This window comes from Nereida sp. (assembly GCF_965655635.1).
Lineage (GTDB): Bacteria > Pseudomonadota > Alphaproteobacteria > Rhodobacterales > Rhodobacteraceae > Nereida.
In genome coordinates, this window is record NZ_CBFHHE010000013.1 from 52,383 (window position 1) to 64,965 (window position 12,583).

12 protein-coding genes are annotated in these 12,583 nt (G+C 55.0%); 2 read left to right on the forward strand and 10 right to left on the reverse strand.

The genetic code is table 11. From position 1 onward, the window contains the following. Positions 1 to 18: 18 nt before the first annotated feature. The 3 genes from ACTF5M_RS06235 to cobU all read right to left on the reverse strand — a co-directional run bounded on the left by ACTF5M_RS06235 (position 19) and on the right by cobU (position 2,126). The gene (locus tag ACTF5M_RS06235) at positions 19 to 903 is read right to left on the reverse strand and encodes a glutathione S-transferase (protein ID WP_438960193.1); all 885 of its coding nucleotides are present in this window, start codon (positions 901 to 903) and stop codon (positions 19 to 21) included. A 78-nt stretch (positions 904 to 981) separates the two neighbouring features. After that, entirely contained in the window at positions 982 to 1,527 is a 546-nt protein-coding gene (locus tag ACTF5M_RS06240) for a histidine phosphatase family protein (protein ID WP_438960194.1), read from the reverse strand. Beyond that, positions 1,524 to 2,126: a bifunctional adenosylcobinamide kinase/adenosylcobinamide-phosphate guanylyltransferase gene (gene cobU / locus ACTF5M_RS06245; RefSeq protein ID WP_438960205.1), complete on the reverse strand. Its 603-nt coding sequence runs from the start codon at positions 2,124 to 2,126 to the stop codon at positions 1,524 to 1,526. Before cobU ends, ACTF5M_RS06240 begins: the two co-directional genes overlap by 4 nt. A gap of 24 nt (positions 2,127 to 2,150) precedes the next feature. On the opposite strand from cobU, the gene ACTF5M_RS06250 reads away from it, so the two are divergent. Next, the gene (locus ACTF5M_RS06250) at positions 2,151 to 3,029 is read left to right on the forward strand and encodes an RNA polymerase factor sigma-32 (RefSeq protein WP_438960195.1); all 879 of its coding nucleotides are present in this window, start codon (positions 2,151 to 2,153) and stop codon (positions 3,027 to 3,029) included. Between the two features lie 127 nt (positions 3,030 to 3,156). Then, complete coding sequence (gene coaBC / locus ACTF5M_RS06255) at positions 3,157 to 4,350, forward strand: bifunctional phosphopantothenoylcysteine decarboxylase/phosphopantothenate--cysteine ligase CoaBC (RefSeq protein ID WP_438960196.1); 1,194 nt, start codon at positions 3,157 to 3,159, stop codon at positions 4,348 to 4,350. 46 nt (positions 4,351 to 4,396) lie between these two features. Here the strand turns inward: coaBC and ACTF5M_RS06260 are convergent, their stop codons facing one another. The 7 genes from ACTF5M_RS06260 to ACTF5M_RS06290 all read right to left on the reverse strand — a co-directional run. After that, on the reverse strand, positions 4,397 to 5,323 hold the full coding sequence (locus tag ACTF5M_RS06260; protein WP_438960197.1) for an NAD(P)-dependent oxidoreductase: 927 nt from the start codon (positions 5,321 to 5,323) through the stop codon (positions 4,397 to 4,399). Then, positions 5,324 to 6,463 carry a rod shape-determining protein RodA gene (gene rodA, locus ACTF5M_RS06265; protein WP_438960198.1) on the reverse strand — a complete coding sequence of 380 codons (1,140 nt, stop codon included), beginning with the start codon at positions 6,461 to 6,463 and terminating at the stop codon, positions 5,324 to 5,326. Further along, a complete protein-coding gene (mrdA, locus tag ACTF5M_RS06270) occupies positions 6,460 to 8,409 on the reverse strand; it encodes a penicillin-binding protein 2 (RefSeq protein WP_438960199.1) in 1,950 nt (649 codons plus the stop codon). The genes rodA and mrdA overlap by 4 nt, the downstream gene beginning before the upstream one ends. Next, the gene (locus ACTF5M_RS06275; protein ID WP_438960200.1) at positions 8,409 to 8,945 is read right to left on the reverse strand and encodes a rod shape-determining protein MreD; all 537 of its coding nucleotides are present in this window, start codon (positions 8,943 to 8,945) and stop codon (positions 8,409 to 8,411) included. The genes mrdA and ACTF5M_RS06275 overlap by 1 nt, the downstream gene beginning before the upstream one ends. Further along, positions 8,938 to 9,852, reverse strand: coding sequence for a rod shape-determining protein MreC (gene mreC / locus ACTF5M_RS06280; RefSeq protein ID WP_438960201.1), 915 nt, complete (start codon positions 9,850 to 9,852; stop codon positions 8,938 to 8,940). The genes ACTF5M_RS06275 and mreC overlap by 8 nt, the downstream gene beginning before the upstream one ends. Before the next feature lie 25 nt (positions 9,853 to 9,877). Further along, the gene (locus ACTF5M_RS06285) at positions 9,878 to 10,912 is read right to left on the reverse strand and encodes a rod shape-determining protein (RefSeq protein ID WP_438960202.1); all 1,035 of its coding nucleotides are present in this window, start codon (positions 10,910 to 10,912) and stop codon (positions 9,878 to 9,880) included. 191 nt (positions 10,913 to 11,103) lie between these two features. Further along, positions 11,104 to 12,583: 2-isopropylmalate synthase (locus ACTF5M_RS06290; protein ID WP_438960203.1), on the reverse strand; the 1,480-nt coding region annotated here is incomplete at its 5' end.

Below are 12,583 nucleotides of genomic sequence, written 5' to 3' on the forward strand. Positions count from 1 at the left end.
GTATGTGCGGTTAATGGTTTACGATTGGTAAATTTCCATGAACTCCGGCCACGCTTCGGGATCGTACATGGTTTTGTCGCGGCACATTGCATTGCAAAATCCGTATGTATGGCCACCAAGCCGCATAAAGTGTTCAACAGGCGTGCCAGAATAGGGGCAATGCGTATTCACAGTTTGCGAACCGTCTTGTGTCGCTATTCCGATCTGTGCGGGCACGAAAGGCCAAGGCGCCCGTTCAAAGTCCTTCTCACAGTCTTGAATCACTGCACCTTTTGCAAGACCCGCCGCCCGTAACCGGCGCAGGGCAGGGTCGCTCAAATGTGCACTGACATACGCCTGTGATGTTGGCCCAAGCTCAAAACCATAAGTGGTGAGCCGGGTCGCCATGGGCGCATAGATCGCATCTGCGATATTATAATCACCACACAGCCACGGGGTCTGGCTGCCCGTGGTTTGACGCGCGTGTGTCCAGATCAGCTCAAGCCGGTCCAGCTCGGCTTGGACATCCTCAGGGGCGGTTAACCCTTTGTAACTATGCCGTAGGTTCACGGGCCAGCTGCTTCGCAATGCCCCAAAGCTAGAGTGCATCTCGTTTGCCAAATAGCGCGCAATCGCGCGGGTTTTGGGATCCTCGGGCCACATATTGCGGTCCGGATGACGGCTGGCCAGCTCTTCTGCCATGGCCATCGAGTCCCCAAGCTGCGTTCCGCAGGGAAGAGTCAAAGTCGGCAAAGTGCGCGCAGGTGCCAGATGGGGTATACGTGGTCTCACGTCTGCTTCATGGTCGGGGTAGACAGTGGTGATGTCGACCAACTCCATCAATTCCGCGTGTTCGATCATCATTACGGCCGCGATGGACCAACTAAAATACAGGCGGTTGCCGATGGTGAGCTGATATTTCATCCCATCAGTCTACGGGGTTTATGTGGTCACGCCAGCGACAATTGTTCCGCCCATAGACCGAATTTCAGCTGAGATAACTTAGGGGCAGAAATTTATAACGGGTGCAGCTTCATCGTCGATGTGGGTCACAGATAGATTGTCGATCCTGTGCCCGAACGCCTCGTAGGCCGATATTCCAAGGGCCCGCTGAACTTGGGTTAAGATCACCCCAAAATGGCATACCACAATCAAATCGCCGTGCGGGCGAAGCGCGTCAATTGAGGCCGTGACACGGCGGTAAACCGCGTTCCAGCTTTCACCGTTTGGTGGCGCGATGCTGCCGGGGTTTTCCCAATACTGACGGATGTGATCTTGGTCTTCTATCTCGTCAAAGCGCTTCATATCCCAATCGCCAAAGTCAATCTCGCGTAGCCCTTGGTCATGTGGAAGACGTGTGCGGTTGGCTTGAATAGCGTCCGCCGTTGCACTTGCGCGCACTAGGTCCGATGAAATGACAGGAACGTCTGGCAAATAGTCGGACAACCGCTTGAGGGCTGCGGTATCGCTCAGATCAGCGGGAATATCCGCGTGGCCAACCATGGTTTTTGCGTGGGTCGGACCGTGCCGCACCATATAAAGGGTCATAGGGCGCCTTTCAGAATTTGCGGCAAACCTGCGATGACGTTCACCACTGTGTCTGCGCGCGCTGCGACTGCTTGGTTAAGTTTCCCTTGCGCATTGCGAAACCGGCGGGACAGCGCATTTTCTGGGACAATGCCTTGACCAACTTCATTACTGACGAACACAATATGTGCAGCACAGTCAGTCAGCGCCGTTTCAACTTGGCCCCAGGGTACGCGCCAACTGTCGCGACTATCGTCGTCCATCATGATGTTGTTGAGCCACATGGTCAGGCAATCAACCAATACAACACTGCCCGTAGGTGCTGCCAGCAGCGCCTTTGCAATATCGCGCGGCTCTTCGATGGTTTGCCAATCACCACCGCGCTGAATTTTATGTGCTTCCATTTTTGCACGCATTTCATCATCCCAGATCAGGGATGTCGCCAGATAAATGCGCGTTAACCCACTGTTAACACATAGGCTTTCTGCAAATATGGATTTTCCTGAAGCTGCGCCGCCTAGGACAAAAGTTATTTTTGACAAGTTTTTCTGCACGATTAGTGATCCAACCCTGAATGCCCCGCGTAACCAGTACAATAGCAGCGGATCAAGCCGCCGCACAGACTGCAAAACAGGGGTTAAGACATGGCATTTGATGGCTACGCGGATCAATCCTTTTCTCGCCGGGCGATGAAAGCAGAACTACTCGACGCCGAGACGGAATTGTGTCTGGCATATGCGTGGCGCGATCAGCGCTGTGAAAAGTCGCTTCACCGTTTGATCACTGCTTATATGCGGTTGGCCATTTCGATGGCGTCAAAATTTAAGCGCTACGGCGCACCGATGAATGACCTGATCCAAGAGGCGTCTCTTGGTTTGATGAAGGCGGCTGATAAATTCGATCCTGATCGCGGCGTGCGTTTTTCAACTTATGCTGTTTGGTGGATCAAAGCGTCCATTCAAGACCATGTGATGCGGAACTGGTCCATGGTGCGGACAGGTTCGACGAGCAGCCAAAAGTCGCTTTTTTTCAACATGCGCCGCGTACAAGCTCGTCTTGAGCGTGAAGCGGCTGCGGTCGGCGAAAAGCTTGAAGGGCACACTCTGCGCGGCATGATCGCGACCGAAGTTGGCGTGCCGCTTCACGATGTAGAGATGATGCAGGGACGCCTGTCCGGTTCTGATTTCTCGTTGAACGCGACACAATCTACTGAAGATGAGGGTCGCGAGTGGATTGATGCCCTTGAAGACGACAGCCCCCAGGCGGCTGAGCGGGTGGAATATGAGCACGATATGAGTTGCATGCGCACGTGGCTGATGGAGGCCATGAGCGCGCTGAATGAGCGCGAGCAGTTCATCGTGCGTGAACGCAAGTTACGTGATGATCCGCGCACGCTGGAAAGCCTCGGCACCGAGCTGAGCCTGTCAAAAGAACGCGTACGGCAGCTTGAAGCGGCGGCATTTGGTAAGATGCGCAAGTCGCTTGAAGCGAAAAGCGGAGAGGTTGCTGCCTTTTTGATGTGATGTCAGGGTCCCGTCTCTAAGGCTAAAGCAAGAGCGCTCAGTCACGCGGTGACTGGGCGCTTTTGCCGTTTTGGGTTTGTCACTTTGCGGCGCTATGGCTACATCTATTGCCAAAGGGAGGCCGGCTATGCTGTCTGGACGTCATATTCTGTTGATCATCGGTGGTGGGATTGCCGCCTATAAATCGCTTGAGTTGATCCGCCGTTACCAAGATGCAGGCACACAGGTCACGCCTGTTTTGACACGCGCAGGCAGCGAATTTGTGACGCCTCTAAGCGTGTCAGCGCTTGCAGGGCGCAAAGTGCACCAAGACTTGTTTGACCTCACGGCTGAAGCCGAGATGGGTCATATTGAGCTGTCACGGGCTGCGGATTTGGTGGTGGTTGCACCGGCGACAGCTGATTTGATGGGCAAGGTGGCGGCGGGATTGGCCAATGATTTGGCCTCAACTTTGTTGATGGCAACGGACAAGCCCGTGCTCCTTGCCCCTGCGATGAACGTAAGAATGTGGGAGCATCCAGCCACGCAGCGCAATTTGGCGACGTTGAAAAATGACGGTATTCTGTTTGTAGGGCCTGAGGAAGGTGGCATGGCATGTGGCGAATTTGGCGCAGGACGCATGGCAGAAGTGCCGCAGATCATTGAGGCTACGGCCAGTGCGTTTGCAGATGGACCAATGTCGGGAAAACACGTCATTGTAACTTCGGGTCCGACCCACGAGCCAATTGATCCTGTCCGCTATATTGCTAACCGTTCAAGTGGTGCGCAGGGCACAGCGATTGCGCGCGCCTTGGCCACCCTTGGCGCGGAGGTGACATTTATTACAGGGCCTGCAGATGTCTCGCCACCGGAAGGTGTCCGTGTGGTTGCGGTCAACACTGCAGGCGAAATGGCAGATGCGGTGGATGCAGCGTTGCCAGCGCAGGCAGCGGTCTTTGCCGCAGCCGTCGCGGATTGGAGGGTCGCTTCCGCGAGCGACAGGAAAATTAAGAAAACTTCTGGTGGTCTTCCCGTATTGGAGTTTGCAGAAAACACAGACATTCTCGCTGGTGTTTCACAGATGACTGAGGGGCGGCCAGCCCTTGTTGTGGGGTTCGCGGCGGAAACGGATGATGTGATTGCCAATGCAACGGCAAAGCGGGTGCGCAAAATGTGCGACTGGATCATCGCCAATGATGTGTCACCAAAGACGGGCATCATGGGGGGCGGTGAAAACGCTGTGACCGTCATTTCTGAGAACGGTTCAGATAGCTGGCCGCGGATGGATAAGACGCAAGTTGCACGGCGTCTCGCCCAGCTAATCAGTGATGCTTTGGCTTAATGCCGTGCCGTTTGGATATTTTTGAACAAAAGAAAAGCGGGCTTCGCTAGTAGCCTGCTGTTCGGTCCACGAGGCCGATAGGCGTTTGGCCATTTTCGATACGACGGATATTGCGTGCGATCGCATCAGCAGCCGTGGCCGCGCGTGTGACGCTGGCGATATGGGGCGTGACAGTCACTTGGCGGTGGGCCCAATAAGGGTGATCCGTTGGCAACGGTTCTGTGTTGAACACATCAAGGGTCGCATGCGCGATATTTTGGTCCAGTGCAGCAAGCAGTGCGTCGTCATCGATCAAGGGCCCGCGGCCGGGGTTCAGCAGGAACGCACCTTTCGGCAGCAGTGCTAACTTTTGCGCGTCCAACAGGTTGTTCGTTTCATCTGTGAGCGGCAGGAGCAGGACAAGAACATCGGCACTACGAAGTGCTTCATCCAGCGCCGCATCACCCGAAAGACAATTTATACCATCGATGGTTTTTTGTGTACGGCTCCAGCCAGTGACGGGAAAGCCAATTGACCGTAAAGCTTGGGCGCAGCCGGTTCCCAACGCCCCCATGCCAAGGACTGTGACGCGGCGTGTCTCAGCCAAAGGTGGCCAACTTGTGTTGCGCCATGTCCCGTCTTGGCCGTGAATATGAGCGTCCATTCCTACGTGATACCGCAGGCTGTGAGCGCTGACCCATTCGACCATGCCTTGGGTTAGACCGTGATCAATCATCCGCACCAGCGGTTGGGTCAGAGTTGCGTTGCCGACAATCGTTTCGACACCGGCCCAAAGGTTCAGGACCGCCTTGGTTTTGGTGTAGGGCGTGAAGTCACTCAATGGCCCATTGGGTGCGAAAACGATGTAGTCTGCGTCATAGGCTTCAAGATCACGGGTGATGGACGTATCAATTTCTGCGCGTTTGAAGGCCGCAGGTAGGGTGGTCTGATAGTGGCACCAATGGTCGTCGGTACCTGCAAAGATGATCTTCATTTATCGTGCCCTGTGTACGTGTGCCGATTGCACAATTCCGAATGCGACGAGTAGCACCAACATGGCTGATCCTCCGTAGCTGACTAACGGTAACGGGACGCCGACCACTGGTGCAAGTCCCATCACCATCGCCATGTTAACGGCGAAAAACAAAAAGAACGTACCGGCAATTCCAAGGCTGACCAGTTGTGCAAAACGGTCTTTTGTTTTGGCCGCTGAGACTACGCAAAAAATAACAATCAGCCCGTAGAACAGCAGCAATGAAAACGCGCCTACAAAGCCGAATTCTTCGGCCAATGTGGTGAAAATAAAGTCCGTGTGCTTTTCAGGCAAAAAGTTAAGCCGCGATTGGGTGCCTTGCATAAAACCCCGTCCAGTCCAGCCGCCAGACCCGAGCGCAATCTTGGACTGAGTGATGTGGTATCCGGTGCCAAGTGGGTTTGATGAAGGGTCCAGAAATGTATCAATACGGTCATATTGGTAGTTTTTCAAAAGCTGCCAATCGGTGCCGCGTGATTGGAAAACAGCAAATACGACACCAAATGTGCTACTGATCACAGCTGCAAAATAACCCCAGTGCACGCCAGCGAACCACATCATCAAACCGCCGCCCATGATCAACAAAAGTGATGTTCCGAGGTCCGGCTGTCGCAATACCAAAAAGACCGGTAGCATGATGAAAAAGAGGGGCACGACAATCCAAAACGGCCGCGAGGTTTTTTCGCGCGGTAGCCAATCATAGTATGCGGCAAGCAACATCACTAGTGTGATTTTAGCTAGTTCCGAGGGTTGCAGGCGCATAAAGCCAAGGTCGAGCCAGCGTTGTGAGCCGCCGCCGACATCGCCTAAAAACTCGACGATTAAGAGCAATACTAGCGTTCCCGCAAATGCCAATCCTGCGGTATTTCGCCAAAACCAAATGGGCACCATGGCGACAACGAACATCAAGGTCATGCCCAAGACGAAGCGCTGAACTTGGGCCATTGCCCAAGGTGTCCACGACCCACCAGCCACTGAATATAGCATCAAGAAACCGATGCTTGCGACGGCTGTGATCATCAGAACCAAAGGCCAGTTCAGATACAGCAATTTGCGCGGACCTGTCGGGATTTGGCGGACAGAGTATTCAAGATAGCTCATGCTTTGCTCCCCTGATTGCGGTCGCTATCAAGGCTGCGCAAAAGCGCCTCCATTTGACGGAACGTGTTGCGCACGTCAGCGCGGGCCGCATTGGGATAGGCGCTGAGCGGCGGTGTGTCGCCGTAAAGTGCACGCAGAGTGATATCACGGCCAATTGGTGCTGCCGCAGTTGACCCACCACCGCCGTGTTCAACGATGACGCTGACAGCGATCCGAGGGTTATCAAAGGGCGCATAATTGACCCAAAGGGCGTGGTCACGCCGTTCCCATGGCAAATCTTGGTTGCGCGTGACGCCTCGTGCACGTTCCGCCGCAGTGATCCGGCGGACCTGACTAGTGCCAGTTTTGCCTGCCATTTTGAACGCAGTATTCACAGTTCTTGAGCGGTATCCGGTCCCACGGCGCTCGTTTGAGACAGCATACATGGACCGGCGTATTGTATCGAGGGTGCCGCCCGTGATGCCAAGGTCCTGCCCGCCTGAGATACCTGTCTCAACGCCGTCACGGGATTTGATCAACCTCGGCTCAACACTTTTGCCCGTTGCAAGGCGCGCTGTCATAACTGCCAATTGCAGTGGTGAAGAAAGGACATACCCTTGCCCGATTGAGGCGTTGACCGTGTCGCCGATGCGCCAATCTTGATCACGCACTTCGCGCTTCCATGCTTTGTCAGGCGCCAGCCCGCTGGCCACTGCCGACATCGGGATATCATGACGGACACCAACCCCAAGTTTGCGCGCCATTTCGGCGATAGTGTCGATGCCCACCCGAAGAGCCAGATCGTAGTAGTAGACGTCACAGCTTTCGGTGATTGATTTGAACAAATCCACATTGCCATGGCCGGCGCGCTTCCAGCAATGAAACCGTGTGTCCGCCACTTCTTTGTGCCCGACGCAGCGTACAGTTTCATTGGCATCCACGAGCCCCGCTTCAAAAGCGGCAAGCGCAGTGATCATTTTGAACGTGGACCCCGGTGGGTAAATGTCTTGCACCGCTTTCGATCTGAACGGGCGGTAGGGATCATTCAGCAGGGCATTGTAGTCAGTGGTGGAAATCCCGCGAACAAACAAGTTGGGGTCAAACGTGGGCGCAGAGCCAAGTGCCAGCAAATCGCCGGTCTGCACATCCATAATGACTGCGGATGCGGCCTCTCCGGCGAGGCGCGCTTGCACCCAGTTTTGAAGCTCTGTGTCGATTGTCAGCTGTATGTCTTGCCCCGCAAGCGCTTCTTCGCGATCCAGCTCACGGATGACTCGGCCCACGGCGTTAACTTCGATGCGCTTGGTGCCGGCTTTACCGCGCAGCTCACGCTCTTCTTTTAACTCAACACCCGTTTTGCCAATCTGGAAACGCGGGATCTGCAATAGTGGATCAGGGTCCTCAATGCGGTTGAGATCAAAGTCCGACACAGGACCAACATAGCCAATTACATGGGCAAAATCGGCTCCCAGGGGGTATGCCCGTGAAAGTCCTAAATCTGCAGTAACACCGGGCAAAGCGGGCGCGTTTGCGGACACCTCAGCCACGTCATCCCAGCTTAGCCGATCCAGAATTGTCACCGGCACAAACGGAGAGCGGCGCTTTAGCTCGGCTTTGGTTTCGTCAATCTTCTCGGGGCTGAGCGATACGATCCGCGAAAGCCGGTAGAGCACTTCATCGATGTCGCCTGCATCTTCGCGCACGATTGTGATACGATAGTTCGGCTCATTCACCGCGATCGGAAAGCCCGTGCGGTCAAATATCTGGCCGCGTGCGGGGGGCAACAGCCGAATATTGATGCGGTTTTCTTCGGCCAAAAGACGATATTGATCCGCCTGTTTGACCTGCAACTCGCGCATTCTTAGGCCCAACACGCCCATAACAGCCAGTTGCGCGCCACCCATGATGATGGCCCGCCGCGTGGTGAGACCGGTATTCTCGGGCGGATCTTTGCGGGGTTTTTTCATTAGGGCGCCCTCTCTATCCGCACATCGGAGGGCGATTGAAACCGCAGTTTCAGGGCAAAGTGGCAAAACGCAGCAACCGCGGGGTAGGCAAGCAGAGTGATCACAAGTTGGGTCAGCGTAAGGCGGAGCGGGTTGGTGTCGACCAAAGTGATGTTGAGTAGTATGCGCTCAAAAAGCACAGCGGCGGTTAGCGCCAGCGCAACATAAGCCCATTCAACGGTAAATGTGCCGGTGCTGAGGTCTGCAGCACGACTGCGCAAAAACTCATTAGCGATCAGAAAACCTGCTGCAAAAAGACCTGGTGGGCGTTGCAAGATCATATCAGCGCTGAATGCGATCAAAGCGACCAAAATCGTAGGTGCATAGCTTGGGCGGCGCAGGGTCCACGCAAATATCAGGCACGCGATTAAATCAGGCGCACCCCATGGCCGTGGCGTTGTGTTGATTGGCAAAAGGTTCAAAAACAGAATGACTGCGCACAGCAGCAAAAGCAAAAACCGATAGCCCCATTTAGGATTGAGCAAAACGTCAGCCATCGGTGGCCTCCGTTTGTGCATCAGCCTTTTCGTCGCTCTGCTGCATTTTGGGGCCAGCCAACAGGCTGCCTTGGTCCTCGATCAGTTCCCCGTCGTGACTGCGCAACACGCGTAGGAACTTTAGCCGCTCGTAATCGGCTGCAAGCCGCGCGCGTAAACGGCGATCGGGGCTTTGAGCAACTTGACCTACCAGCAAACCAGCGGGAAAAACTTTGCCGTCGCCGCTTGTTACAACGCGATCACCTGGCCGGACCAGATCGCGGTTTTCGATCAACTCAAGAGTTGGCGCAGCCTCATTATCGCCCACCAGAATAGCACGCTGTCCTGACGGCTGGACTGTCACAGGAATGCGGCTGTTGGTGTCTGTCAACAAAATCACCCGCGACGTGTTTTGGCCCACGCCGCTGATCCGCCCAACAAGGCCTATGCCGTCCATCGTGGCCCAGCCGTCCATAATGCCATCGCGCGCCCCTACGTTCAGCAGCACTGATTGGCGAAACGGCGAGCCGCTATCCGCGGTGACAACACCCGTCACATGGGTCAGTTTTGCATCAATACGGACTTTGTTCAGATCAAGCAGGCGCGCGTTTTCTTGCTCAAGCTGCAACGCGGCCTCACGCCACGCTTTCATTTGCTGCAATTCACGGCGCAGGTCTTGGTTTTGCTCATAGATACGGGTGTAGCTTTGAAAATCCCGCGCAATATTGGTAAGCCCCGTCACCGGTGCCATGGCCCAATCCATCGACGGTACAAAACGGTCGATCATCGCGATGCGTAGCCGTTCAACACGCGGGCTATCGATGCGCCAAAGCAAGTACATCCCAAGCAACAACACCACCAAAATCCCCACAAGCATACGCCGGAGGAGGCGGGAATAATCGTCAGCCGTGGTGCGGTCTCGTGCCAAGGGTCACCCCTTTGGTGATGAAGAATTAGCTGTCGTAATCAATGACGTGGCGTAGCTTGTGCTCATATTCAAGCGCCTTACCAGTGCCGAGCGCCACGCAGTTCAGACTTTCATCGGCGACAGAAATAGCCAGTCCTGTTTGCTCACGCAGGGCAAGATCCAAATCGCCCAAAAGGGCCCCACCACCAGTAAGCATCACGCCGCGGTCGACAATGTCTGCGGCAAGATCGGGGGGGGTTGCCTCAAGGGCGGTCATGACGCTGTCGCAGATTTGTTGCACAGGTTCAGCCAGCGCTTCAGCGACTTGTGCCTGAGACATCTCGATCTCTTTGGGCACACCGTTCAACAAGTCGCGCCCGCGAATTGGGATCGACTGTCCGCGCCCGTCATCAGGCATTCGCGCGGTACCAATGGTTGTTTTGATGCGTTCAGCGGTTGCTTCACCGATCAGCAGGTTTTGCTGTCGGCGCAGGTAGTTGATGATCGCCTCGTCCATACGGTCACCACCAACGCGCACAGAACGGGCGTAAACGATGTCACCCAGCGACAGAACCGCAACCTCGGTCGTCCCACCACCGATGTCGACAACCATGTTGCCTGTGGGGTCCGTAATGGGCATGCCTGCACCGATAGCTGCGGCGATAGGTTCGGCAATCAGACCCGCGCGGCGTGCGCCGGCAGACAAAACTGATTGACGAATTGCACGTTTTTCAACAGGCGTGGCGCCATGCGGAACGCAGACAATAATTTTTGGTTTAGAAAGGGTCGAACGTTTGTGCACTTTGCGAATGAAGTGCTTGATCATTTCCTCGGCCACATCAAAATCGGCAATTACACCGTCCCGCATGGGGCGGATGGCCTCAATCGAGCCGGGTGTACGACCCAGCATCAACTTGGCGTCTTCGCCAACTGCCAGCACTTTCTTAACACCGTCTTTGACTTGGTAAGCCACCACAGAAGGCTCAGACAAGATAACACCCTTGCCTTTGACATAGACCAGCGTGTTAGCAGTGCCTAAATCGATCGCCATATCCTTCGAAAACACACTTAATCCAAACATATATCGACTTCCCTTATGTCGCGGCTCGCTGCACGCGGTGCGACTCGGCCTTATTATTCACTTTTTGACAGTTATATGCGCGTCCCCTCGCAGGATAAAGAGGGGAAGGCCTGCGCCGTCCCCTCTGTGTGTGCCCTGTTGTGGGCCCAATCTCAAGCGTGTAATGATGTACCTAAGTAGGAAGCCACCGCTTAGGATTGGTCTTTGTAGCTGACGCCCTTGGTGTCATAGCCCGGCTCGTCTTGGCCGCGTCGTGCAATCAAGCGGTTCAGGGCCATGATATAGGCTTTTGCGGAGGCTACGACGGTGTCCGTGTCTGCGGATTGGCCCGTGGCGATCCGGCCTTCTTCTTCCATCCGGACCGAGACTGTCGCCTGTGCATCCGTGCCTTCGGTCACCGCTTGGACTTGGTAAAGCTGCAAGCGCGCGCCATGAGGGGACAGTTCTTTGACCGCGTTGAATGTTGCATCAACTGGGCCATCACCTGTGGCTGTTATTTCTTTGTCGGTACCTTCAACGTTCAGGACCATCGTGGCCTCTTGTGGGCCGTCTGTGCCGCAAACAACCTTGAGCGAGACCAATTCAAGCGCGTTATTTCCTGCGGAGGCGCCGGTCTGCATTAACGCAATCAAGTCTTCGTCGTAGATTTCTTTCTTACGATCAGCGAGCACCTTGAACCGTACGAATACGTCCTTCAACTCGTTATCGGCCAACTCAAATCCCAAATCAGCAAGTTTGGAGCGCAGCGCAGCACGGCCAGAGTGTTTGCCCATAACGATATTTGTCTCAGCCAAGCCCACATCTGCGGGGCGCATGATCTCAAAAGTCTCAGCGTTTTTCAGCATGCCGTCTTGGTGGATGCCAGACTCATGCGCAAATGCGTTCTTGCCAACGATTGCTTTGTTAGGCTGCACCATAAAGCCTGATACCGCAGAAACGCGGCGCGACAAGTTCATGATCTTGGTGCTGTCGATCCCTGTGGTGTAGGGCATGATGTCGTTGCGGACTTTCATGGCCATCACAACTTCTTCGAGGGCCGTGTTGCCCGCGCGCTCGCCCAGACCGTTGATTGTACATTCGATCTGACGCGCCCCGCCTTCAACGGCTGCCAAAGCGTTCGCGGTCGCCATGCCTAAATCATTGTGGCAGTGGGTCGCAAAGATAATCTCATCGGCGCCGGGCACCGTGGCGATCAAGCGCGTAATCAAATCAGCACTTTCGCGTGGCGCGGTGTAACCAACGGTATCGGGGATGTTGATTGTTGTAGCGCCCGCCTTGATTGCGATTTCAACAACCCGGCACAGATAATCCCATTCCGTACGTGTGGCATCCATCGGCGACCATTGCACGTTGTCGGTGAGATTGCGCGCGTGTGTCACGGTGTCGTGGATACGCTCGGCCATTTCGTCTTTGGTCAGGTTTGGAATGGCTCTGTGCAAAGGTGAGGTGCCAATGAATGTGTGGATGCGCGGCTGTGCGGCGTGTTTCACGGCCTCATGGCAGCGATCAATGTCTTTGAAATTGGCGCGTGCCAATCCGCAAATCACAGAGTTTTTCGAATTCTTGGCGATCTCGCTCACAGCGGCGAAATCACCCTCGGAAGCGATTGGAAAACCCGCCTCAATGACGTCGACGCCCATATCATCGAGCAAGCCTGCAATCTCGAGCTTT

Bases quoted from the DNA above. Each gene is read 5' to 3' on its own strand.
- ACTF5M_RS06250 (WP_438960195.1), top strand. From the start codon at position 2,151: ATGGCATTTGATGGCTACGCGGATCAATCCTTTTCTCGCCGGGCGATG.
- ACTF5M_RS06240 (WP_438960194.1), bottom strand. From the start codon at position 1,527: ATGACCCTTTATATGGTGCGGCACGGTCCGACCCACGCAAAAACCATG.
- ACTF5M_RS06285 (WP_438960202.1), bottom strand. From the start codon at position 10,912: ATGTTTGGATTAAGTGTGTTTTCGAAGGATATGGCGATCGATTTAGGC.
- coaBC (WP_438960196.1), top strand. From the start codon at position 3,157: ATGCTGTCTGGACGTCATATTCTGTTGATCATCGGTGGTGGGATTGCC.
- rodA (WP_438960198.1), bottom strand. From the start codon at position 6,463: ATGAGCTATCTTGAATACTCTGTCCGCCAAATCCCGACAGGTCCGCGC.
- ACTF5M_RS06275 (WP_438960200.1), bottom strand. From the start codon at position 8,945: ATGGCTGACGTTTTGCTCAATCCTAAATGGGGCTATCGGTTTTTGCTT.
- ACTF5M_RS06260 (WP_438960197.1), bottom strand. From the start codon at position 5,323: ATGAAGATCATCTTTGCAGGTACCGACGACCATTGGTGCCACTATCAG.
- mrdA (WP_438960199.1), bottom strand. From the start codon at position 8,409: ATGAAAAAACCCCGCAAAGATCCGCCCGAGAATACCGGTCTCACCACG.
- ACTF5M_RS06235 (WP_438960193.1), bottom strand. From the start codon at position 903: ATGAAATATCAGCTCACCATCGGCAACCGCCTGTATTTTAGTTGGTCC.